This window comes from Paraliomyxa miuraensis, assembly GCF_026337845.1.
Taxonomy (GTDB): domain Bacteria; phylum Myxococcota_A; class Polyangia; order Nannocystales; family Nannocystaceae; genus Paraliomyxa; species Paraliomyxa miuraensis.
In genome coordinates this window covers 25,065-47,455 of record NZ_JAOVZF010000136.1, presented here as the reverse complement: position 1 = coordinate 47,455, position 22,391 = coordinate 25,065, and the positions used below count along the sequence as shown (strand labels likewise).

At 68.0% G+C, this 22,391-nt stretch carries 18 protein-coding genes; 13 read left to right on the top strand and 5 right to left on the bottom strand.

The annotated features are described in order from the left end of the window. The first annotated feature begins 231 nt into the window (after nucleotides 1-231). Together OEB96_RS06025 and OEB96_RS06020 are read left to right on the top strand one after the other, a co-directional pair. Nucleotides 232-837 (top strand): hypothetical protein, encoded by a 606-nt coding sequence (locus OEB96_RS06025; protein WP_266214485.1) that lies wholly within the window; start codon nucleotides 232-234, stop codon nucleotides 835-837. Continuing rightward, entirely contained in the window at nucleotides 834-1,973 is a 1,140-nt protein-coding gene (locus OEB96_RS06020; RefSeq protein ID WP_266214484.1) for a hypothetical protein, read from the top strand. The genes OEB96_RS06025 and OEB96_RS06020 overlap by 4 nt, the downstream gene beginning before the upstream one ends. Nucleotides 1,974-2,045: 72 nt before the next feature. On the opposite strand, the gene OEB96_RS06015 is transcribed toward OEB96_RS06020, so the two are convergent. Together OEB96_RS06015 and OEB96_RS06010 are read right to left on the bottom strand one after the other, a co-directional pair. After that, complete coding sequence (locus OEB96_RS06015; RefSeq protein WP_266214483.1) at nucleotides 2,046-3,899, bottom strand: hypothetical protein; 1,854 nt, start codon at nucleotides 3,897-3,899, stop codon at nucleotides 2,046-2,048. Nucleotides 3,900-3,910: 11 nt separating this feature from the next. After that, on the bottom strand, nucleotides 3,911-4,060 hold the full coding sequence (locus OEB96_RS06010) for a hypothetical protein (protein ID WP_266214482.1): 150 nt from the start codon (nucleotides 4,058-4,060) through the stop codon (nucleotides 3,911-3,913). Nucleotides 4,061-4,194: 134 nt separating this feature from the next. On the opposite strand from OEB96_RS06010, the gene OEB96_RS06005 reads away from it, so the two are divergent. From OEB96_RS06005 to OEB96_RS05990, 4 genes are read left to right on the top strand one after another with little or no spacing between them, the layout of a single operon-like run. Next, nucleotides 4,195-5,235: a hypothetical protein gene (locus tag OEB96_RS06005; protein WP_266214481.1), complete on the top strand. Its 1,041-nt coding sequence runs from the start codon at nucleotides 4,195-4,197 to the stop codon at nucleotides 5,233-5,235. Beyond that, the gene (locus OEB96_RS06000) at nucleotides 5,232-6,200 is read left to right on the top strand and encodes a PAAR-like domain-containing protein (protein ID WP_266214480.1); all 969 of its coding nucleotides are present in this window, start codon (nucleotides 5,232-5,234) and stop codon (nucleotides 6,198-6,200) included. Before OEB96_RS06005 ends, OEB96_RS06000 begins: the two co-directional genes overlap by 4 nt. Before the next feature lie 8 nt (nucleotides 6,201-6,208). Beyond that, on the top strand, nucleotides 6,209-6,919 hold the full coding sequence (locus tag OEB96_RS05995; RefSeq protein ID WP_266214479.1) for a hypothetical protein: 711 nt from the start codon (nucleotides 6,209-6,211) through the stop codon (nucleotides 6,917-6,919). Nucleotides 6,920-6,972: 53 nt separating this feature from the next. Further along, nucleotides 6,973-7,644: a hypothetical protein gene (locus OEB96_RS05990; protein WP_266214478.1), complete on the top strand. Its 672-nt coding sequence runs from the start codon at nucleotides 6,973-6,975 to the stop codon at nucleotides 7,642-7,644. A 15-nt stretch (nucleotides 7,645-7,659) separates the two neighbouring features. On the opposite strand, the gene OEB96_RS05985 is transcribed toward OEB96_RS05990, so the two are convergent. Continuing rightward, a complete protein-coding gene (locus OEB96_RS05985; RefSeq protein WP_266214477.1) occupies nucleotides 7,660-8,670 on the bottom strand; it encodes a DUF2169 family type VI secretion system accessory protein in 1,011 nt (336 codons plus the stop codon). Between the two features lie 256 nt (nucleotides 8,671-8,926). Here OEB96_RS05985 and OEB96_RS05980 point away from each other — a divergent pair, with 256 nt between their 5' ends. After that, complete coding sequence (locus tag OEB96_RS05980) at nucleotides 8,927-11,275, top strand: serine/threonine-protein kinase (RefSeq protein WP_266214476.1); 2,349 nt, start codon at nucleotides 8,927-8,929, stop codon at nucleotides 11,273-11,275. Between the two features lie 642 nt (nucleotides 11,276-11,917). Continuing rightward, nucleotides 11,918-13,057, top strand: coding sequence for a hypothetical protein (locus tag OEB96_RS05975; protein ID WP_266214475.1), 1,140 nt, complete (start codon nucleotides 11,918-11,920; stop codon nucleotides 13,055-13,057). Between the two features lie 229 nt (nucleotides 13,058-13,286). On the opposite strand, the gene OEB96_RS05970 is transcribed toward OEB96_RS05975, so the two are convergent. Next, the gene (locus tag OEB96_RS05970) at nucleotides 13,287-14,657 is read right to left on the bottom strand and encodes a sigma 54-interacting transcriptional regulator (protein ID WP_266214474.1); all 1,371 of its coding nucleotides are present in this window, start codon (nucleotides 14,655-14,657) and stop codon (nucleotides 13,287-13,289) included. Nucleotides 14,658-15,013: 356 nt separating this feature from the next. Between OEB96_RS05970 and OEB96_RS05965 the strand changes: the two genes are divergently transcribed. The 4 genes from OEB96_RS05965 to OEB96_RS05950 are packed head-to-tail and all read left to right on the top strand — an operon-like array spanning nucleotide 15,014 to nucleotide 20,857. Beyond that, a complete protein-coding gene (locus tag OEB96_RS05965; protein ID WP_266214473.1) occupies nucleotides 15,014-15,769 on the top strand; it encodes a hypothetical protein in 756 nt (251 codons plus the stop codon). Between the two features lie 2 nt (nucleotides 15,770-15,771). Next, the gene (locus OEB96_RS05960) at nucleotides 15,772-18,192 is read left to right on the top strand and encodes a protein kinase domain-containing protein (protein WP_266214472.1); all 2,421 of its coding nucleotides are present in this window, start codon (nucleotides 15,772-15,774) and stop codon (nucleotides 18,190-18,192) included. A 2-nt stretch (nucleotides 18,193-18,194) separates the two neighbouring features. After that, a complete protein-coding gene (locus OEB96_RS05955; protein WP_266214471.1) occupies nucleotides 18,195-20,018 on the top strand; it encodes a serine/threonine-protein kinase in 1,824 nt (607 codons plus the stop codon). Beyond that, nucleotides 20,015-20,857: a hypothetical protein gene (locus tag OEB96_RS05950; protein WP_266214470.1), complete on the top strand. Its 843-nt coding sequence runs from the start codon at nucleotides 20,015-20,017 to the stop codon at nucleotides 20,855-20,857. Before OEB96_RS05955 ends, OEB96_RS05950 begins: the two co-directional genes overlap by 4 nt. Nucleotides 20,858-21,098: 241 nt before the next feature. On the opposite strand, the gene OEB96_RS05945 is transcribed toward OEB96_RS05950, so the two are convergent. Next, complete coding sequence (locus OEB96_RS05945; protein WP_266214469.1) at nucleotides 21,099-21,281, bottom strand: hypothetical protein; 183 nt, start codon at nucleotides 21,279-21,281, stop codon at nucleotides 21,099-21,101. 172 nt (nucleotides 21,282-21,453) lie between these two features. Here OEB96_RS05945 and OEB96_RS05940 point away from each other — a divergent pair, with 172 nt between their 5' ends. Then, entirely contained in the window at nucleotides 21,454-22,386 is a 933-nt protein-coding gene (locus OEB96_RS05940; protein WP_266214468.1) for a hypothetical protein, read from the top strand. Nucleotides 22,387-22,391 lie beyond the last annotated feature (5 nt).

Below are 22,391 nucleotides of genomic sequence, written 5' to 3'. Positions count from 1 at the left end.
GGGACGTGTCGTGGCTGGCCCAGCCACGCCGAGCTGCTCCTGGTTCCACAGCCCGCACACCGCTTGCGTGGGCGGGTCGCACTCGCAGGTTCCGGTGCAGGTCCTGAAGACCGTGAGATCGACCGTGTAGGGGCCCGCGGGCGCCTGGTCCGGCCGCAGGCAGGTATCTGGACATTGCTCGCCCGCCACGCACCCTGTGACCACCCCACGGGCCTGTGACATGGTGCAGGGATGCGCGGGTGGCCGATGCTCCTGCTGTGCATCGGCTGCGCGTCGACCGATGCTCCGTCTCGTCCGGTGCCGAGCCCTCGGGTCGAGCCAGAGGCGAGCGCCCCCCGAGCCAACGCGGCGAGCGAGCACCACGAGGTTCACGACGAGCGTGACGACCGGACCCGGGTGGCCGGCAGCACCGTTGGCGTGGTCGAGGGGGTGCGGATTCAAGGGCGGGGCGAACTTGCGATCCACACCCACGGCGGTGACGCGGCCCAGATCGCCGGCGCGAGCTTCGAGGTCGTCAACGAACGCGAGGTGCCGGTCACCATCGAGCTGGTCGGGGCGAGGTGGCTCACCGGGGTCTCCTGTGAGCCGCCGCGGGAGGAGCGGGCGCCGCTGAAGCTGGCCGGCATGGCGCTACGGCCGGGGCTCGTCGAGGGCGCGACGACGGTGGAGATCCCCGCGCGCAGCACCGGGACGATCGGCGTCGGGCACGAGGCGCGGGAGGCCTATCAGGGCTGGTGCGAGCGCTTCGCGACCGCGGTGACCTTCGCGGTTGGTGGGCAGCGGATCGAGGTGATCGCCGAGCACGAGGTGCAACGAGAGGAGCCGCTACGAGAATGAGCGACCCACGAGGACAGGGACTGATCGAAGCGCTCGCGCGCGGGGAGCTGGGCCTGACGCTACGGTTTCCCGAGGCGTGGTCGGTGCGCGAAAGCGATGCTGGGCATGCCGCCGTCGACGACGTCGAGGGCGGGGTTGGCTGGTGGGTCGGGATCTTTCCCGACGTGCACCTCGAGCCGAGCGAGCGCGAGCTGCCGGGGCTCTTGGCTGCCGCCCATCATCACGCGCGGTTCATGTTCGAGTGGATGCATGCGCGGGACGAGGGGAACGACCAGCCTCCGAGGACCGCGGATCCGGAGTGGTCGCCGCTGGTGAGCTTCGAGCGCGACGTGCTGCAGGGCTCGGAGGTCGTGTGGGCGGTCCACCGCATGCGGTACCGGCCCGGCCACGAGCTCATGATGGGTCACTTGCTGGTGCCGCGGCCGTGGGGGTTGTTCGATGCACGGGTGATCACCGTCGATCGCACCACCGGATTGCGCGAGAGCCTGACGGTGGAGAAGCTGGTCGCCAGCGGCATGCTCGAGCTCGGGCCTGGGATTCGGATCCCGCAGTCGACCTTCGACGATCCCGCGCTCGACGACGTCTTTGCGCACCACTGCCTGAGCCGGGCTCGGACGGCGCTGCGGTGGTTGAAGGAGGAATCGGGCCTCGTGCTCGATCCCGTCGAGCTGCCCCGGGTGCCCGAGGAGGTCACCGTGCCGCCGCTGGGGTGCGCGCTTCGGCTGCCGCCTCGCTTCTTCCCCCTCCCGCGAGCTCCGGGGTGCTTTCGGCGGACCTCGTTTTGCGGCACCGACGGGCTCGAGCACCTGTTCGTGCAGCAGGAGGCGCGGGCGCGGATGGAGCACGGCCTCTCGCACTACGCAGCCGAGTCCACGCGGGCGAGCCACCAGTCGCAGGGCGTCACGGACATCGAGCTGCACGTGGAGGAGCACCTGCTGCGCTCCGGGGTCGCCGGGGTCGTGGTCGTGGTCGACGGCCAGGGCCACCAGGGGGCGCTGCGCAACGCGGTGTGCTGGTGGCTCGACGAGACCAAGCAACCGTGGTCGCTGGCGCTCATCTCCACGCAGGCGATCGCGCGGGAGACGTTGGTGGCGGAGCTGGTGGCGTCGGCGCGGAGCTGGCGGAGGGTGGGGTGAGCCATGAAGCACTCTCGTGAGCAAGTCCCGGCCCTCGAGGCGCTGATGGCCAGCGCGCCGCCGCCCGGCCCTTCAGCGTCGAGCCCTGTGGAGCGAACCCGCCTGCGGTTTCAGCTCCGCCAGCGCGCTGGTGGCCTGCTGGTGTCGCAGCGCCAGGGTCCGCACTGGCCAGCGTCCCGCGCCCTGCGAGCGTGCCACGACCTCGCGCGCCACGACGTCCACCCGGCGGCACGACAGCAAGGGCAGCGCCCATCCAGGGCCCTCGCGGCCGACCTGCTTGCCGAGGATGTACCGCTGCCCCGCCGTGAAGCCGCCGCGTAGCTGCTCCCAGCGTTTGCGGATCGCTGCGGCGTTCGGTAGCGGCAGCTCGTCCTCGGGCGTGTCTACCAAGTCGGCGCCGAGGTCGTCCTCGTTCTCGCCGGGTGCGTCGCCGTCGGTTCCGGGCGCGGGCGCATCGGGGTCTTCCTGCTCCCACAGCGTGTCGTCCTCGGGGTCGAGCCCGATGATCGCGGCCACCGCCTCGCCCGCGAGCCTTCGCGTGGTCTCGTCGTCATCGTCGAGCCAGCGCAGGCACGCCTCCACGGCGGACGCCCGTCCCGAGAACCCCAGCGCCCACAGTACGTCATGGCGCAGGGCCTCGTCGTCGAGCAGGGGGACCAGTGCCTGCGCGTGCCGTTCGTCACCCAGGCACGCGAGCCATAGCCGCATCGGGCCCGCGTTGGGGGCCTTGTAGGTCTGCTGGGCCAGCTCCCAGGCTGCGCGGGAGCCCCAGAGCATGGCCGTCTCGAATGCGGCGGGCCGTACCAGGGGCGAGCGGTGCTGAAGCTGGGTCTCCACCATGGCGAGCAGGCGCGGACGCTCGCCGAACGCAGCGGCCCGCAACGCGGCCTGCACGACGACCGGATCGTCGTGGAGCAGGCCCCGGTCGAGCGCAGGGCCAGGGTGCAGGCCCCGGTCGGCGCAGGCACCCAGCAGCAGCCCGAGCGATGGCCCCTCGGCCTTGGCGGCGCGGGCCCGGATCCGATCGCCGAGCTCCGGGTGGCTCGAAAGTGCGAACGCGAGCGCGAGGCCCTCGATGCGCGGATCGAGCTCGGGCTCGCGGGCGGGCTCATCGGCGGCCTCGGCCTCGGCCACCGGCTCCGGGAGATCCTCCGCATCGGCGACGGCCTCCTCCTCCAGCACCAGCCGCAGCCCTTGCAGCCGTGCGCGCTCCTCGTCGTCGGTGGCCACGGCGAGTTGCTGCTCGATATCCTCCAAGTCGGCCGCACGCCGCTGTGCTCGCTGCTCGGGTGTCAGCGCGGCCCACTCGGGCGGCAGTTCCTCGTCGACGTCCTCGACCACCGCCGCCGCGCCCGGGGGCGCGTGGCCCGAGAGCAGGACGCGGATCTCTCCCAGCTCCATCAGTCGCGCTTCGTCGGTCTCGCTGGCGAGCTGCCGGGCCACGCGGTGCAGCGCCAACTGCCGCCAGGTCTCCGGGCCCAGCTCGACCTCCTCGACCGCAGTGCGCTCGGCCGGGTCGGGCTCGAGCGCGTCGAGGCGCTCGGCGAGCTCACGCAGCCCGGCCAAGCGGACGGGCTCCTCGTCCACGGGCTCCTCCTCGGCCTCCTCGGTGCTGGCCCTGGGCTCGTCGAGCACCTCCAGCACCCGAAACTCTCCGGCGTCGAGCAGGGTCAGCGCCGCGGCGGCCACCCGATCGAGCTCGGCGCCGTCCTCGATCACCGGCCATACCACCTGCTCGAGCGCCAGCGGGCCGTTGCACGACAAGCCGTCCACGTGCGCAGCGAGGCGTGCCTCGATCCCCTCCGCGAGCTCGCTCAGCGTGTGCAACGGAGAGCGCCGCGCGTTTCGCCACTGCTCCACGAGGAACTCGGCCTCGTCGAGGTGCTCCTCGACGATGGTCCAGACGATCTCGTCCCCGTCCGGCATCGGCCCTCGGCTCAGTTGATGGGCCCGAGCTCCACCGGGAGATCGACGACATCGGCGATGTCCTTGGGCTTGGTGTCGTGGGTCATCGTGTCCAGTGGGGAGTCTCGACTATAGCCGTGCCATCGACTCCTGCGCGAGCACGGCTCGAACTCACGGAGCACGCTTGGCGAGGATGGCACGGTTGGGCCACGGCCAGTGGCAGGGACCGCGAGCCATGCGGTTCTGAACGACCATCGAGCCCCACGCTTCGCGGCTCTCACACTTCTGGCCCGATCGTGGAATACTCCTCCTCCCCATGCCCCCTGCGCACATCGTGGCGCTCGGAGCTCGCACGGCCGTTGGGTTGCTGCCCGAGACCGCCGCCGCGGCGATCCGGGCCGGGATCTCCCGCGTGCAGGAGCATCCCTACTTCGTCGACCCTCGCGGGGAGCCCCTGCGCGCGGCCTACGATCCCAAGCTCGACGAGGATCTGCCGTGCGTCGACCGGTTGGTCGCCCTGGCCGAGGGCTGTCTCGAGCAACTCGCCAAGCGCTTGCCGGCGCACGGGGAGCTGTCCTTGCCGCTCTTGCTCGCCGCGCCCGAGCCTCGGCCCGGGTTCTCGGCCGCCGAGCAGCAGCAACTCGAGCGCCGGCTGGTGCGTGCGTACGGAGCCCTGCGGTTGCAGGCCGTTCGTACGGTCGCCCATGGCCATTGTGGCGGGCTCGAAGCGCTCCAGATGGCCGTGCAGGTCGTCTCTGGTACCAGCGTGAACGCGTGCATCGTGGGGGGCGTGGATAGCTGGTTCGATCCTCGGGCGATCGCGTGGCTCGCCGGTGATCGCCGGCTCGTGGGCGGCGATGCGCGCTCGGGGTTCTTTCCCGGTGAGGGGGCCTGCTTCGCGTTTGTGCTCTCGCATGCGGCTCGTCGCTCGCTCGGGGTGCCGTCGCTCGCCGTCATTCGCAGCGGTGGAGTCGCGACCGAGCGGTGCTCGCGGCCAAGCGGCCTCGACAACCTCGGGCACGGGCTCACCGAGGCCGTGGGGCAGGCGTGCGCGGGGCTCGGCGGGTCCGCGGGCCTGGTGGATCAGGTCTACTGCGACATCAACGGCGAGAGCTACCGCGCGCAGGAGTGGGGGCTGGCGATCCTCCGCACGAGCCAGTGGCTGCGCGATCCGGAGGGGTACATCGCGCCCGCGGATCGATGGGGTGACCTCGGCGCGGCCACCGGTACCGCGCTGGCGATGCTCCCGATCGCCGCGTGGCAACGGGGGTATGCTCGGGGCCCGCTCGCGCTGCTGTTCGCGGGCTCGGATGCCGGCCGACGTGCCGCCGTGGTCCTCGAGCGTCCCTCGACTTGATCGTCCTGTTCATCTCGGAGCCTCCCATGGGAACCGTTGGCATCAACCCACCCAAGACCCCCGTGACCAAGGGCAGCAACGGCGTCGCCGCAGCCACCGTGCCCAACGTGTGCAAGATGCCCGGGCCGCCCGCGCCGTTCGTCCCGACGCCCCTGCCCAACATCGGCAAGAGCGGCGACTCGCCCAAGGGCTACAGCAAGAAGGTCAAGATCGATGGGCACACGGTGGCGATCCGCGGGGCCACGTTCAAGAGCACCGGGGACATGGCGTCCAAGGGGACCGGCGGCGGGCTGGTGTCGGCGAACACGCATGGGCCCACGAAGTTCGTGGGGCTCGGGTCGCTGGACACGAAGATCGAGGGGAAGAACGTGCAGCTCTTGAGCGACCCGATGCTCAACAACTGCGGGCCGAGCGGGAGCCCGCCCAACTCGGCCACGCTGGCGGGGGTGCTGCAAGAGGCCAAGGCGAAGAACCCCGCGAACGAGGATGTGTGCGGGCCCGGGAACCATAGCGAGAGCATCCAGTACCCCGAGGTGCCCAAGAGCGAGTGGCACCCCAAGAAGCGGGTGGACGCGATGCGACGGGTCGCGCGGTCGCAGGAGGATCTGTTCGAGATCAGGGCGGCCGAGCACAACATCGCCGACGGCTCGATCACCCACGGTAGTCAGCTCTCCCGGAACCTGACCCCAGAGGAGAAGGCGGCCGGCGTGGACCCCGACGACCAGAAGGTCTGGGCGGTCTGCAAGGCGTGCGGCTATCGCCGTGAGATCGACCAAGCACCCGACAAGAACAACACCGTGGAGGCGAAGTCCTCATCCAACGCCCTCAAGAGCAGCGATCAGAAGACGAACAACCTCGCCCGGGTCGCGCAAGGCAAGGGGGTCACGTACAAGGCGCCACCGATTGGAGCGCAGCAGCTCCAATCGCTCACCGACTCCGGCTTCAAGTTCATCGCGATCACATAGGCGGAGACATGGCCACCCCCACCTTCATCACCTTCTCCCGCTTTCGAGGCAACCTCCTCGAAGCGGTGGAGCGCGTCGAGAATGAGGTCTGCCCCCAATGGCACTGCCGGCTCGACCGAGCCCTGTTCCTGCGCCCGTCCAGCGATCCCTATGATGGAGGCATCACGACGGACGGCGAGCTCGAGCCCTGCACGAGCGTCGAAGCCGTGGCCGAGCTCGCGCGCACCGGGAAGCCCCTGGGGCTCGCCTACATCGCGTATCCCACTCGGGCCAACTTCTACCTCGAGTTCTTCGATATCAGCGAGGACGGGTACAGCCTGGCCGCTTCGATCGAGTCGAGCATCCTCTACCACAAGGACGACGAATACGAGAGCTGTCGCTGGTTCGAGGGCTGGCTCATCTCGCTGGTCGTGGCGCTGCGGCCGAGCGTTTGCGCCTACGGCAACACCGAGATCATCGATCCGAACATGGAGTTCTCCAAGGTGCTCGAGGGCTTGCGTCGCGTCCGCTACAAGGCCCTCGACCCGGCGCAGATCCTCGAGCGTCTGCGCACCGGTGACCTGCTCGAGCTGCCGGATCCCGTCTTCCATGCGATCAGCATCGACCTCATCGAGACTCCCGAGATCCGTACGCTGATGAAGACTCGACCACAGGCCCCCGGTCTCGAGTACAAGGTCGCTCCGGGCTATCACGTCTTGTCCAATCTTCGCGGATTCTAGGCAGTTGCCGCCCGTACGTCACGCGGCGCACCAGACGAGCGTACCGGACAGCCATGGCGACACCGACGTTCATCAAGTTCTCGCGCCTGCGTGGCTCCGTCCTCGATGCGGTGGAGAGGATCGAGGACGCGGTCTGCGTGCCGTGGCACTGCCGCTTGCAGGAGTCCGCGCTACTTCGGCCCTCCTACGATGCCTTCGATGGCGGTCTCGAGCTGGATGGTGAGCTCGAGCCCTGCGAGAGCATGCGAGCGGTCGCCCAGGTGGCCAAGGCTGGCAAGCCCTTTGCGCTCGTGTATCTCTCCTACGATACGCGGGCCAACTTCGTGGTGTACTTCTTCGATGTTGCGGAGGATGGCTTCCGCGCCACGGTCTCCGTCGAGTCGAGCTACGTGTGGTTTCGGAACGACGAGTACAGCCCGGGCCGGTGGTTCGAGGGGTTCTTGATCTCGCTGGTGAGCGCGTTCGGGGCGGATGTCTGCGGGTACGGTCGGGATGATGCCTACGGCCTGAAGCACGAGTCGATCGAGGTGGCGGATATCCTCGAGCGCCTGCGCACTGGGGATCTGCTCGAGCTACCCAACCCGATCTTCCATGCCATCAGCGTGGAGCTCATCGAGCGCTCGGAGATCGTCTCGTTGATGAGGAGTCGGCCGTGCTCTCCTCGTCTGGAGTACAAGGTTGCACCGGGGTACCACGTGCTGATGGATGTGGCGCAGCCCAAGTAGCTGCGAGGCTGGCGCTCACGCGCTCTGGGTCTCGACGATCTCTGTCTCGTCGAGGTAGTCCGCGTCCGGGGCCGCGACCCGCAGGGCGCTTTGCCAGACGAGGGAGAGGCGGCGCTCGTCGGGCTCGGCGAGGACCGTGGCCAGCATGGGGGGCTCGTGGGGCACGGTCTTGCGGCCGAAGCGGCTGCGGAGCTCGAGGCCGATGCGCGGTAGCTTGAGCACGAGCGTGCCCTCGGGGCTCAGGTTGAGCAGGCCGATGCGCTCGCCACCACGCAGGGGGTGAGGCAGGTGCTGGTCGGCCGGGGCGCAGAGGGCAAAGCGGGGGTCGTAGTCGTCGGGTAGGAGCGGCTTCTTGGTCTTGACCCACTGGGCATCGTAGGTGCCGGCGAGCAGGCGACGTGGGAGCCACCCGGGCTCGATGGGGCCGAAGCCGGCGGGGCCGGGGGAGGACGGATCGCCGGTGGGGTACTCGATGGCGTGGGCCGGGGTGTTGACGAGGTCGGCGTTTCGGCGCGCGAAGCCGCGGCCGATCGGGTTGCGCTCGTCGATGCGGTGACGGGTGGGATCGGGGTCGGAGGTATCGCCACCGCCGAAGGCGAGCTCGTACTGGATCGGGCGGGTGGTGAACGGCCGCGGCGCGGTGGTGGCGAGGCCCGCGAGGCCGTCGTAGTAGACGCGCTCGCCGTGGACGAGCAGGGTCTTCTCGAGCGGCCCCAGGCGCAGCACCACGGGCACGGTGGCGGCTGGCTTGCCGTGCGGGGCGTGGGCGCTGCCGAGCACGAGCACGTCGGTGCTGGGCTTGCGGGCGAGGAGATCGGAGTCGTAGCGCAGGCTCGACTTGCCCGGCTCACCGTGGTGCTCGGGGGCGAGGACCGGGGGGAGCTGCTCGTCAGCGAGGGTGAGCTTGGCGTTGGGGGCGATGGTCAAGGTGGCGCGGATGGCCACCAGCCACCAGTGGGCGCCGTCCTTGTCGCGGGTCCAGTTGCGCTCAGCGGCGTAGGGGGTGCGGTTGGCGAGGGACCACACGGGGGGACGGTAGCATGGAGCGGTTCAGCTCAATGCCACTCTCCCTAGCCATTTCGACTTCTCCTCCGAGTGGCCCAACCGGCCCTAGGGCCTCACGCGTGGCCTCGGAGGGGCTCGCACTCACCGGTATCATAGCGCTGGGGGGCTTCGTCGTCTCCAACCCATTCTTGACAGCCTCATTGCCATCGCCCCGGGGGCGAGTCAGGTGGCGTCGTGCGGTCCTTCACCACCGACTTTCGGTCCGCTACGATTCGGCGTGCTGCACTCGCTGCATATCCTGACGCCCGGGGAAAGGTTCCTACAGGTTCCGGTCGACGGCGTGGCCTGGGCGGTCACGTACGTGGAGGACCAAGGGCCGCTCTGGTTCTTCGAGACGACCGACGGCAGCCGGGAGCGTAGGAGGATCTACCGCAGCCACGAGTTTTCGGGTGGACCGACGCCCGATGTGGTTCCGGACATCATCATCAAGCGGCTGTCGGATGCACTTCGGCCCTCGTACTGGAAGGTGAGTTCGACCGCCCAGAGCATCCTAGACTTGATGGCGGAGTCCCTCACCACCGACGCCGAGATGACGGGTCGGCTCCTGCGGCAGCAACTCGGGTTCAACCGCGAGCAGACCGACGCAGCGTTCCGGACGCTGGCGCCGCGGTACGTGGATGCCAAGAGGGATGGGCAAGGGCGCGACTACTACGTGCTACGCCTGCCGGGGCTGCTGCACAGCAAGAAGGGAGCAGAGTTCACGAAGTTCGTGGAGGATGTCCTCGCCTTCTATGCAGCGGAGTACGGGCGCGACGCGAACATTGGGACCACCGACATCAAAAAGCTGTGCGCCGCGACTTCGGTCGGGGAGGTATTCCGCGCGAAGCACTACCTCGCGGTCGCGAGGCTGGGGCCGCTGGCACCACCACGGCCGGAGGTGGGCGCGATGGTTGTGAGTGTGACTCTCCCACCCGACATGGAGGAGCTGTCAGATCTCCGCACGATGGCGGAGTTCCTCAGGTACGTCCGGAACGGGGATCGCAGCGACCTTTCCCCCAACGCGCCCTTGATCGAGACGCAGAGTGCCAATGTGGCCGTGGCCGTAGGCGTCAGTCCTCTACGGGCAGCTTTCGAGCGGCCCCCGGCCGTCACACTGGACAGTGGTGCCGACAGGCACGCAGTCGCAGCCGAGCCACTCCGCGGAAAGACCAAGAGGAAGACGAGGACGTACGAGACGGCGTTCCGGATTTACACGCGGGTAAAGCAACTCGGCCAGGGGGGGAATGGTGTTGTCGAGCTGGTTCGTGACGAAGCGGGCCGAGAATTTGCGTTGAAGCTGGTGCGGACCGGCCGGCTCAGCACCGAGCAGCGCCAGCGGCTGAGCAACGAGATCGGCGTGGGTTGGCGGCTCAGACACACCAATATCGTCACGGTGCTCGACCACGGGTTCTTCGACGACGATGGCGAGCGAGTGATCTTCTACGTGATGCCCTACTTCCGGGACGTCCTCCGGAAGCGAATCGGTTCGCTGCAGCCAGAGGAGGCCTTTAGCATCGCAAAGGGGTTGGCCGCGGCGCTCGCCCATGCACACGGAGAGGGGGTTTGGCACCGAGACTTGAAGCCCGAGAACGTCGCGATCGCTGCAGACGGCGTCCCTGTGCTGCTTGACTTCGGGATCGCCCACATGAGCGAAGACCTATTGATGACGCCCGTAGAGACTCGGGAGACCACGAGGTTTGGCAACCATCAGTACGCGGCGCCCGAGCAACGGGCGAAAGGGAAGCCAAGTGACCATCGAGCCGACATCTACGTGTTTGGGATGGTGCTCAATGAGCTGTTCACCGGGGAAACACCGGAGGGCAAGAACCACAAGCTCATTGGCGAAGTGTCTCAGGCCCACGCGGAGCTTGATCCGTTGGTGGACAGGATGATGTGCCACGACCCCGCCGGGCGCCCCGACGCCAACGAGGTGATGGCCGCGCTTGCGGCCATGGCTGGCACGCCACTTTCGGAGGCGGCCGTCGAGAACACTCCCTCGGAAACGAATCCACAGGTCGAGCTCTCCTGGGAGTACACGATGCTGTACGAGTGCATCGCCGCGGCGCTGGATGAGCACAAAGCGGACCGCAAGGACCTGGAGTTCAAGATCCCAGGCGCGTCGCGGCCGACACCACCTCGCGAGAAGATGCTCAGCGTTATTGGTTCCGAGCTCGCGCGATTGACCGGATGGATTCAGACAATCGAGCCGCTGATCAACAACCTGGTGGGGAAGGCGCTCGGGCCACCCGGCCAGCCCGGGGACAAGGACGAGATCGAGTATCTCGCGAGCCGCCTCGGGCGTGCCTACGGCGAGTTCATTCAGTGGGGGAAGAACTGGCGCGCGATGGGGCTCGCTGAAGAGTGGAGCGGCGTCGTCGAAGCCTTCGCTGCCGCCGCGCTCTCATTGGCGATGGACGTTGAACGGTTCCGTGACGATCTGGCCAAGGCACTCGACGCAGTTCGGGCGTACGATGGTCAAGAGGAGGTCACGTACAAAGTCACGCTCGAACTGCGTGCGCCTCACGGCCTCGATCGTGTGCATAAGGAGGCCGCGCGGATCTTGGGCGTGGAAGAACTGTTGAAGTAGCGTACGAGTACCCCCTGTCGGGTCGGTGCACCGACTCGTCGGACATCGTCCTGTGTTTGAGATTGTCGGCGGGATGCTCTCGGCGCTCTACGTTTCCCAAGAGCACACCGTAGCGGGTAGGCAACCGGGGTGTTCCACCGGACAAAAGGGCATGTCTGCGACGACTCCCGCGCCTGCAGGTCGGCGAGATGTCCTCGATTTGCTTGGGGCTCGTGCGTAGCCGCCCGAGCCACCGCAGCGACGCGATGACCTACGTCGCATGTCCCATGCCCATAGACGGATCCGTGAAAGTAGGCTACCGTACTGTCAAGCATGGATGCAGACTGGCTCCCTATCTCACTCCCAATTCGTCTTTCGCCCTGCGGATACGATGATCTCGATCTTGTAAGGGTGGGAACGCTGGGGCCAGAACCAAAAATTCGGTCTATCACAATAGACCGGTCCGGCGATCACGATCTCAAGCTCTACGTATTGCTCGACGGCTGCTGTGAATCTCGCCCTCCATCAACTGTCGCAGGCCAAAGAGTCAAACACAAAAAGCTCTCGCTATACACTCTATATGGACAGATGGTTGATATAGAAGGGTATATAGTAGTCGACTGCATAATAAATTCAGGACCAGACGGCATCCCTACGACAACAGTGCAAGCAGACTTGCATTCTGTCGTCATAGGCAACGACACAGGTGAGCAGCCTGCATATATTACTGAATGGATCGAGAACCTGCCGAGCCGAGGCTGGCCCGCCCAAACGAAAACCAAGCAGACTATCACAACTGTTCGTACGCGCGATGGGAAGACGACAGAAAAATCCTCCACATCCAACCGGGGCGGGTTTAATCATGTGACGGTCGAAATTGGGCATCCCACACTTCAATCCATCGTTCTTGGAACTGCCGGAACTCAGGACGGCGCATACTCCCGAAGAGGATTCCTCGAGTTCCACGCCGGAGCGGAGGGGCTCCCTGCAGCAAGTCAGCGACGAATTGTTCGAAGATCTATCGAATTTGCCCTTGGCACGAGCATAGCGGCAGTGGGATGGACTGAATACGACAGGGAAAACGAGTCCCTAAGAAGCTCGATGAGTCACTCGTACTTGCCGAGTCGATCGCATCACGATATGCCCCCGGCGCTGTTTCATCCTAGATACCAGGACTACATTGATGAGGGCATTTTTGGCGCCTATGTGAGGTCGTTTTTGGAGAAGAACTCCGACTATGAGCTAGACAGGGTGGTATGGCTTTACTTTCACGCGCAAAGTGCACCGCTTGACATGGCCGCTGTCTATGTCGGAGCCGCATATGAAGTTCTCAGACGTGCTCACTACAAGCGACCTGAAAACGAACCCCGGTCTCGCCTCCTTCCCAAAGACCAATGGCGCTCGCTATCCCGCGCCATGAGGGATGCTGCGATGTCGTCCCCCGATTATGATGAAAGTCATCGGGGCGAAGGCGGCGCGCTGGGGGCGCTCTTGTCGAAGATCGGGATCCTAAACGAAGTAAGTGGAATAAAGCTCAATCTGCTTATGTTGGACGATCTGGGATTAGGCCACGGAGAAATTGAGAAGTCAGCGCTGGCTGCCCGAAACGATGCTGCCCATGCAAATCCCATCGCGCCAGGGGAGGAGCATGATGTGCTAAAAAGATATCGGGCGCTTCATACTTTGGTCGCTCGTGTTTTGTTTTCGATACTTGGCATGACGGTGAACTACCGTGACTATTCCAGCGCGGGTTTTCCGTTTCGTCGTCTTGCTGAGGAACAAGGAACAACAAGAGCGGGGTAAGACCGCGTGCATCGAGCATCAGGCGGGCGATCTGCTCCTTGACAGTGCCCGTCTCCCGTCTCCCGACGTCGTCGACGTCGTCGACGTCGGACTCTTCGATGGCCAAGGGCCAAGGGGATCTCGTCGCCGGGCTGCAGGGCCACGCGGCAGTCGCCAGTCGGCGCGACCGTTGAGGTAGAGCGCTACGTGGAACGTGGACGGCAGATCGCAGATCGTAGAAGATGTCAGTTCACCGCCCCCCGAGATAATCCTCCGCCTTGATCCCAAGCTTGTTGAGCATCAACTGAAACCCCCGTGCCGTAAACCCAGCCGTCTTGGCCGCGGCGGCCATGGTCGGTGACTCGGCGAGCACCTCGCGGCAGTACTTCCGCTTGAACTCGTCCACCTGCGGCCGCAACTTCCCGCGCCCGCCCCCTCCATCCTCGCCTTCCGCCTCCCCCTGCTCGAGCGAGTCGTCGTACTGCGCCAGATCCTTCACCGCCAGCTCGCCCCCGTCGCACAGGTACGCCGCCCTCTGCATCGTCTGCCGCAGCTCCCGAACGTTCCCCTCCCACTCTCGCCGCCGGAGCTCCGCCTTCACCTCGTCGCCCATCTCGATCGTCTGCCCGATCTGCTCGCACACCTCCGTCAAGAACAGCGACGCCAGGAACGGGATGTCCTCCCGCCGATTCCTCAGCGGCTGGAGCTTCACGGCGATCCCCGCGAGCCGATGATACAGGTCCACGCGAAACCTCCCGCCGCTGACCTCCTTCATGAGGTCGCGGTTGGTCGCCGCCACGATCCGCACGTCGACGGTGCGCTGGGTGTTCGACCCGAGCCGCTGCACCACCCGCTCGTCGATCGCTCGCAGCAGCTTGGGCTGGAGCGTCAGCGGCAGCTCGCCGATCTCGTCGAGGAACAGGGTCCCCCCGTCGGCCTCCTCGAAGGGGCTCGGCTGGTCGGAGGTTGCCCCGGTGAAGGCCCCCTTCATGTGCCCGAACAGCAGCCCGTCGGCCATCTCGTGGGGCATGCGGGTGCAATCCACGGTGACGAAGCGGCCCTCGCGTCCCGAGGCCCGATGCACGGCCCGTGCGAGCTCGCCCTTGCCGACCCCGGTCTCCCCGGTGACGAGCACGGGCAGCGGCGTCACGGCGGCCCGCGCCAGCAACGAGAAGGTCGATCGCATGTGCTCGCTCCGCCCCCGCATGCCGAAGAACTCGTCCTCGCGGCTCACCGCAAGGGGGGCCGTCTCGATCTCTCGTAGCTGCATCCGCACCATCCCCGCCCGGAAGCGGGCCCCGGGCATCAGGTGCGCGCGCTCCACCTTGGCCCGTCCGAGCCACAGGCCGTTGGAGCTGCCGAGATCTTCCAGTAGCACGTCCTCGGTCCCTGGCGTCAGCCGGAAGTGGAACTGGCTCACCGAGGCATCCTGGAGCGTGATGTCGCACAGCGCACCACGTCCCACGATGATCTCCTCGCCGCCGACGGTGTAGAGGCCCTTGTCGGCGCTGTCGAGGATCTCGATCGCCAGCGCGGCCGGCCGGGGGCGCAGCTCCTCGTTCGCCTGGGCAATGCGCATGGTCGCCGCGATGGACTCGACATCATGTTGGTGGGGCTGCACGCAGCGAGTCTTACGCCAGGCTCGGCCAGGCGCCAATTGGAAGGGATGACACGAGTGGTCCGTATGCGCCGATCACGGGCAATGCGAACAGGTGTACCCGAGCACGAACCGTTGTAGCGGCAAGCGAGCGCGGAGCCCCACGCGAGCCAGAACGGAGTACACGAGGGCATGAGAGGGAGGCACACGGGAACGATGAACGGGCGCGCACGCCAGCGAGCAAGCCTCGGTGTGTACTCCTGTTCCGTTGGGGCCCATCGGCGCACCGAGGGTCGAGAGGCCGGGCATGAAATTGCAGCGCGTCGCCTTGCCAACGAGCCGCGGCATGGGCTTTGCTATCCGGGTCGGCTCCCCCACCGATGACGAGCTTCACCCCATGCCTGCTCGTGGCGCTGGCCACGGCCACGCCTGCGATTGCCTTCGCGGGTCCGGCCGAGGTCCAGCCCGCGGCGGTCGACGAGCCTTCGCCCGCCGACCCCCTGGAGTCGCTGCTCGTCGTTCGGGTGGAGGTGGAGGGCGGCGAGGCGGTGGCCGAGCTGCTGCGCGGGGAAGTGCTCGCGTCGCTTCGGAAGGCCGGAGTGACCCCCGAGCTTCCCGAGGGAGCGCCGCTCGAGCTGGTGGTGTCGACCAACAAGGAGGCCGGCGGGGCCTATGAGATCGCCTTCCTGCACCGTGACCTGCCGCTCGACTCGTGGACGTGTGCCTGCGCTGGCGAGGAGCTCCGTGCTCGCCTGCAACGAGCCGCGCCCACGATGTGGCAGGCCGCGATCGCAGCCGCAGCGCCGCCCCCTGAGCCTGCACCCACCACCGCCCCGACCACCGCCACCGAACGGAGTCCGGCCACCAGCGAACTCGACCGAGAGGTCTGGCTCTCGGGCGTGGTCTTCACTGCCGTTGGCACGGGCATGGTGGTGAGCACGTCGGCGCTCCTCATCGTTCGCGCGGCCGATGGCGAGAAGACCACCGGAATCCCCGTGGCGCTGCTCTCGGCCGGTGCGCTCGTGACGGCCATGGGCGGCACGCTGTGGGGCATCGCCAATCGCAATCGCAAGCGCGCCCGGCTGGGCCTGAGCGCTGGCAGGGGCGTGGTCGTCACCCTCCGAGGACGGTTCTAGCGATGCAGATCGGTCCCTACACCCTCATCCGCGAGCTGGGCCGCGGCGGCATGGCGCAGGTGTGGCTGGCCCACCGGGTGTGGGAGGACGGCGAGCGGCGGCCGTGCGTCCTCAAGTTCCCGCGGCGCAACGCGGTCACCGACGAGGGCATGCTGCGGCAGTTCCTCGAGGAGTGGCGCCTGGCCATCCGCCTGCGCCACAACAACATCGTCAGCGTGTTCGATGCGGGCGTGCACGAGGGGCTGCCCTACCTCGTGATGAACTACGTCGCGGGCAAGGATCTCGCCGAGATCATCAAGACGCTGTCGCGACTGGGGAAGCGGTTCGACGTGAAGACCGCGGTCTACGTGCTGCGGGAGCTCGGCCAGGGGCTGCTGGCCGCGCACGAGTACGACGACCAGGGCGTCCCGCAGCAGATCGTGCACCGCGACGTCGCGAGCAAGAACGCGATGATCGACGGCTGGGGCGGCGTGCTGCTGATGGACTTCGGGGTCGCGACGTCGCTGATGACCCAGACCTCGCGCGTGCACGTGAAGGGCACGCTGGCCTACATGGCCCCGGAGCACTACCTCGGGCAGGCGAGCGCGGCCTCCGATATCTACGGGCTGGGGACGGTATTGTGGGAGATGCTGGCGGGGCGGCCGTTCCGTGGCGGGCTGGCGGGCGAGGAGCTCATCGCCGCGATCGTGGCCGGGACGGTGGAGCCCGTCGGGCGTGAGCTGCCCGAGCTGGTCCAGCAGGTGCTCGACGGCATGCTCGAGCCCGTTGCGGCCAAGCGGATGAAGCTCCGCGAGGTGCTCGTCGCGCTCGAGGAGTTCCCGTCGCGGCGGCTCCTGCTGCAAGAGATGATGACGACGTACTTCGGCCGCGCCGGCAAGCGCACGGGGCTCAGCTCAGTGCACTTCGCGGCGAGCAAGGAGCTCACGGACACGCTGGCGGTGGTCAAGGTCTCCGGGGTGTCGTTGTCCGAGATCCGCCGCCGCAAGCAGCGGGGGCAGCCCCGGGAGTTCCCCCGGGGGTTCGTGCCGGAGCGGACGGACGACACCGCGAAGGTGGAGCAGCAGGTGCTCACCAACGGGGCGGATGACCTCGACGAGGACATGGACGGTGTGCCCGTGTTGCCGGCGGAGGTCGTGTGGTCGGAGGCCGAGCGGGCGGAGGCCGAGCGAGCGGCGGCCGAGTGGGCAGAGTCCGAGCAAGCGGAGGCCGAGCGAGAGGACGATGCGGCCGGTGCCATGACGAGCCGATGGCGGATGCCAGCGGGGACGGAGCGCACCCCGAGAGAGCCGGTGCCGGCTGCGGTCGCACCGCCCGTGGAGCCGACTCCAGGCGGGACGGTACGCATGGAGCAGCCCCAGCCTGCTCGAGCGCCCATGGCCGCGGAAGCAACGGAGCAGCCCGCGACCGGCGAGGCGGACGAGGGTGGCCGGGTCCCGCCGGGCGATACGTTGCGCACTCCAGGGTCGGGAGATCCTCGGCCAGCGCCACCGGCCACCGCACGGCTGCAGACGCCGGTCCTCGCGGACGTCGAGGAGGCGGGACGCACCGAATTCTTGTCTCCACCGGTGGTGGAGCCGGTCGAGCCCCCGCCATCGTCGCCGTCCGTGCGCGAGCAACCGCGCGTTGCATCGCGGCCCGCTCGAAGGACGCTGCCGCTGCTCGTCGTGCTCGCGCCGCTGATGCTGCTGGCCCTCGGGACCGCTTGGTCACTGTGGCAGGGGGGTGCTCGGAACGAGGGCGGTCGCAAGGCCGAGCCGGTGGCCTCCTCGATGGTCGTAACGAACGAGGCACCGGCTGTCGTGACTGCGATTGCCGATCCAGCTCGGGGCGCTGGGCTCGACTCTGCCGAAGACATGGACGAAGCTCCCGCGCGCCCTCAGGGGCAGCAAGCCCCCGTGTCCGTCGCCCAGCCCGCGCCCATCGACGTGCCCACGTTCGAGCCCGAGCCCGACCCGCTCGACACGACGGCGCCCGCTCCCCAGCCCGAGCTGCTCGATGCACCCGCGGCCGAGCCCGTGTCCCCGATCGCGGAGCCCTCGGCCGCCGTCGCTCCTTCGCCTGCGCCACCCGCCCAGCCCGAGCCCGAGCCGCGACCCCAGCCTGCCGATGCCGGCAAGGATACCGCCGTCAAGAAGGAGCCCCCTCCACCCAAGCCCGTGCCCAAGCTCGAGCTGGTCGTGCGTCGCGGCCTCATGGTCGACCATGCCGAGGTCCGCGTGGATCGAGGAAGGATGGAATTCGTCCCGGCCAAGGGGTGGGCGCTCTTCCGCGTCGCGCCGGGGACCCACACGCTGCGGTATCGCACCCAGCCCGACGGCGAGTGGAAGGAGAAGCGCCACACGTTCTCCGCCAACATGGCGTACTCGGGCTACGTGGAGCTCAGCGGGCTTCGCATCGACGGTGCACCCGCGGGGGGCAAGTGACCGTGACCACGCAGATGCCGGCGTTCCACGACGCGGACGAGCTGCCGCCGAACACGTCGCTGCTCGGCGGTCGGCTCGTGATCGACGTGCGCATCGGTGGGGGTGGTGCCGCCACCGTGTACGCAGCCACCACGGACGATGGGCGCGACGTCGCGATCAAGATCATGTCGACCGCCCATGCGGAGCTGCCCACGTCGCGACAGCGGTTTCGCAACGAGGTCATGCTCGCGCAGCAGCTCGCCGGGCACCCGGGGGTGGTGGTCCCATACGAGCTGGGCGAGCTGCCCGAGCTCGATGGGCTGCCGTACATCACGATGCCGCTGGTCAAGGGGGCGCCGCTGCTGCTGGAGGCGGGGCGGCTTCCCGTGGTGAAGGCGGTGACGGTGCTGCGGGATCTGGCGCGAATCCTCGCCGACGTGCACGAGCAAGGGATCGTCCACCGCGACATCAAGCCCAGCAACGTGCTCGTGCGCGAGCACGGCGGCGAGCTGGTTCCGTATCTCATCGACTTTGGGCTCGCCACCAGCACCGGCGAGGGAGCCGCACCGAGCACCGCAGGCTTGACGGCCGCGCACGAGCTGCCCGGGACCAAGCACTACATGGCGCCCGAGCAGATCCTGGGGGCGAAGCTGGACCCTCGGTTCGATGTGTATGCGCTCGGCGTTACGATGTTCGAGGTGCTCACGGGCGTCCTGCCGCTGCACGAGCTTCCGCCGGCCGAAGCGGCGCGACGCAAGTGCGATCCGAACCTGCCGCCGCTTTCCATCGCGGGGAAGGTGCCCGGCTTGCCCGAGGAGCTCGAGCGGGTGATCGATGCAACGCTCGAGCGAGAGCCAGGCCGGCGAACGCCAACGGCGGCGATCGTGGCGGAGCAGCTCGACGGCGTGCTCGAGGTGCTCTCGCGGCGGCCGAAGCCGCGCGTCGTGCCGGTCGTGCCCGAGGTGCCGGAGCGGACGCTCACGCAGGCGATCCCGCCGCAGATGGTGGCGGCGGGGCTGTACGAGTACCGGGCGCGGGAGCGGGAGGGCGAGCTCCAGCGGGCGACGGTGGTGGCCGAGCGAGTCGCGACGCGATCCTCGATGGAGATCCCGGTGGCGGCCGCTCCGCGCGTGTCGGTGGAGAGGCAGGGGGTTCAGGCCGGACGCGAGCCGCGGCGGAGTCGGGCTGCGGCGTGGGTCGTGGGGGCAACGGTGCTGGTGTTGGCGGTCGGAGTCGGTGCGGCGTTCATGGCGACGGGTGGCGACGGCTCGGGCGCGGACGGTACGACGCAGCAGCAGGTCATCCCCGCGGCAGGGACGGGGATCGCTGCATCGGGGACCGGGCTCGTGGGGGAGGATGCGGCCGAGGAAAGGTTGGCACCCGCGGACGTGGGGACGACGGATCCCGGCGACGAGGGGGGCGACGATGGCGAAGCCAATGCGGCGGCCCCGGACGTGTGCCCGGCGTGCCCCGAGTCCGATTCCGATTCCGATTCCGAGCCAGCGCCCAAGGGCGACGAGCCGCGCAAGATCAAGAAGCCGCGCCAGCCTCGGCCCACGCCAGAGCCCAAGCCCACCCCGGCGGTCGAGCCGCCCTGCACCGACGTCGATGCGGAGGCTCAAGCCGCGAACGACGCCCGGCAGTGGAGCCGCGTGCTCAAGCTGACCAAGTCGCCGCGTTGCTGGAAGGATGACGGCACGAGGGAGTGGCTGCGGGTCCGCGCGTTCTCGCAGACCGACCGCTACGCCGAGTGTGCCGAGATCGGAGCCGCGAGCCGCAACCCCGAGGCCAAGCGGCTCGGCAAGAGCTGCGCGAGCCAACTCGATCAGGAGAAGAAGACGCCATGACCCCGTCCCTAACCCTCGTCGCGTTGCTGGTGGCGGGATCGCCCGCGGGCGCCGATGCGAGCCCGAGCGAGAGTACGGCCTCGAGCACGGCCGTCGATGCGGTTCGCTTCGAGGTCGATCACAGCGCGCTGCTGGACCAGCAGATGGCCGAGGCGGCCGAGGCATCGGCGAGGTTCGTTCGGGAGGACGCCGTCAAGGCGCTCGGCGAGCAGCACGGGGTCGCGGCGGTGGACGATCGCGATGCGCCCGCGGTGGTGGTGCGGCTTTCGTGGAAGGACTACGAGAACTCGGTCTACCGGATCGAGATCCTGGCGCAGCGGCCTGGCGAGTCGCTCGGGACGGTGGAGGCATTCGAGGCCAACTGCATCAACGACACCGCGCTGGCCGAGGCGGTGGTGGGGAAGCTCGGAGCCGCGCTCGCGGTGCTCGAGGAGCCGGAGCCGCAGGCGGAGGTCGGCGAGCAGGAGCCGAAGCCGGGTCCCGGCACTGACCACGGGCACGAGACTGCACCGCCCGAGACGCCCGATGATCGCCCCCGCAAGCCGCTAGGGGTACTCGGTCGCGCGGGCATCGGGGTGGCGGTCGTCGGGGTCGGGACGCTCGTGAGCGGGGGGATCCTGTTCGCAGTGGGTGAGCGGTTCGATCCGTCAACCCGGCGCGTGCCAGATCTCGACGGCCGCAACTTCGCGCCGCCGGGCGTGGCCTTGATGGTGACGGGCGGTGCAGCACTGGCCGCAGGGGCCATTCTGCTCCTCGTCGATCGAACCCAAGCGAAGCAGCGAACCGCCGCGCTCTTGTTGCCTTCACCCGGTGGGCTCTCCATCACGGGGCGTTTCTGAAAGGGGCCTTCATGCGACGTTTCGTCCTTCCTTGTTCCTGTCTTGCGCTGGGCCTCGCGCTGCCCGGGGGCTGCGCCATCACGAAGCCCGATCCGCTGCACTGCACCAACAACGATGGCGATGCGTACTGCGCCGAGCAGTTTCCCGATGGGAGCCGACCCTACTGCGAGCTGGGGCTCGGGGAGTGCCTTTCACCGGGCAGCGAGATCGGTTGTGCGGCGGAGCGGCCGGTGGACGAGTGCTACAGCGCGTGCGGAGGGCGGAGCACGGTGCTCGACAATGGCGAGTGCTTGATGGGGGAGTCCTCGAGCGGGTCGAGCAGCGGCGGCACGGAGACCGAGGAGAGTAGCAGCGGAAGCGAGAGCAGCGAGAGCAGCACGACCGGGCCGATGCCGTGCCTGGGGAATGAGGACTGCCCGGACACGGCGGCGCCGTTCTGCGAGCCGGTGAGCGGGGAGTGCGTCGCGTGCGATGCCTTCGGGATGGAGGCAGATGCGGCGTGCGCTGATCTCGACCCGGCAATGCCAGTGTGCGTCGGCGGAGCGTGCGTGCAGTGCACAGCGGAGGCGCCCGAGGCGTGCACAGGGATGACCCCGGTGTGCGACGACGCGAACACCTGCGTGCCATGTACAGAGCACGAGCAGTGCGGGGAGGCCGCCTGCAACCTCTTCACGGGGGGATGTTTGCCCGCGGATGCAGTGGTGCACGTGGGCGGGGCGATGCCGGACTTCGCGACCATCGCCGCCGCGGTGGCGAGCTTCGACATGATGATGGAAGGGACCATCATCGTGCACGCGGGGAGCTACAACGAAGCCCTTACCGTGAACGGCGGGCGAGTGCTGGCGTTCCTCGTCAACGACGGGGATCTCCCCGAATGGGACACGCCGGCCGGCAATCCTGCCACTCCGCAGCTGACGGTGATGGATGCGACGGTGCTGATCGACGGACTGCAACTGTCGGGCAACGGATCTGCAATGGCCCCAGGCATGCGAGTGGATGCAGGCCAGGCGTGGGTGGACCGCAGCCGCATCGTTGGCAACGACGGTGGCGGGATCGTTGCGCAGAATGCCGGAGAGCTGGTGCTGCGCAACTGCTTCGTCGGGGGAGATCGAAGCGACGTCGCTGCGTTGCGTGTTGACGGAGCCGACGCGACCATTCTCTATACGACCTTGGGAGCTGGCTACGGAACGGCGACAGCTCTCTCGTGCGGTGGCGCCTTCAATGTCCAGGCGCGCAATTCGATCTTCGTGGCGCGAACCGATGGTAGCGAGATTCCCTGTGTGGGCGCGACCATCGATCATTGCGCAGCAGAGATGGCGTTGGGGGGCACCAACGCCTCTGTCGGGCCGCTCGACATCATGTGGTTCACGGGCTACGCGGCGGGGGACTTCGACCTCTCCGCCTCGGGCACAACGACATTCGCCGACATCGGGCAGTGGCAAACCGGCGACCCAACCATCGACATCGACGGCGACCTGCGTCCTACCACCGACGGTGCCTCCGACTTCGCGGGCGCCGACGTCCCGTGACCTCC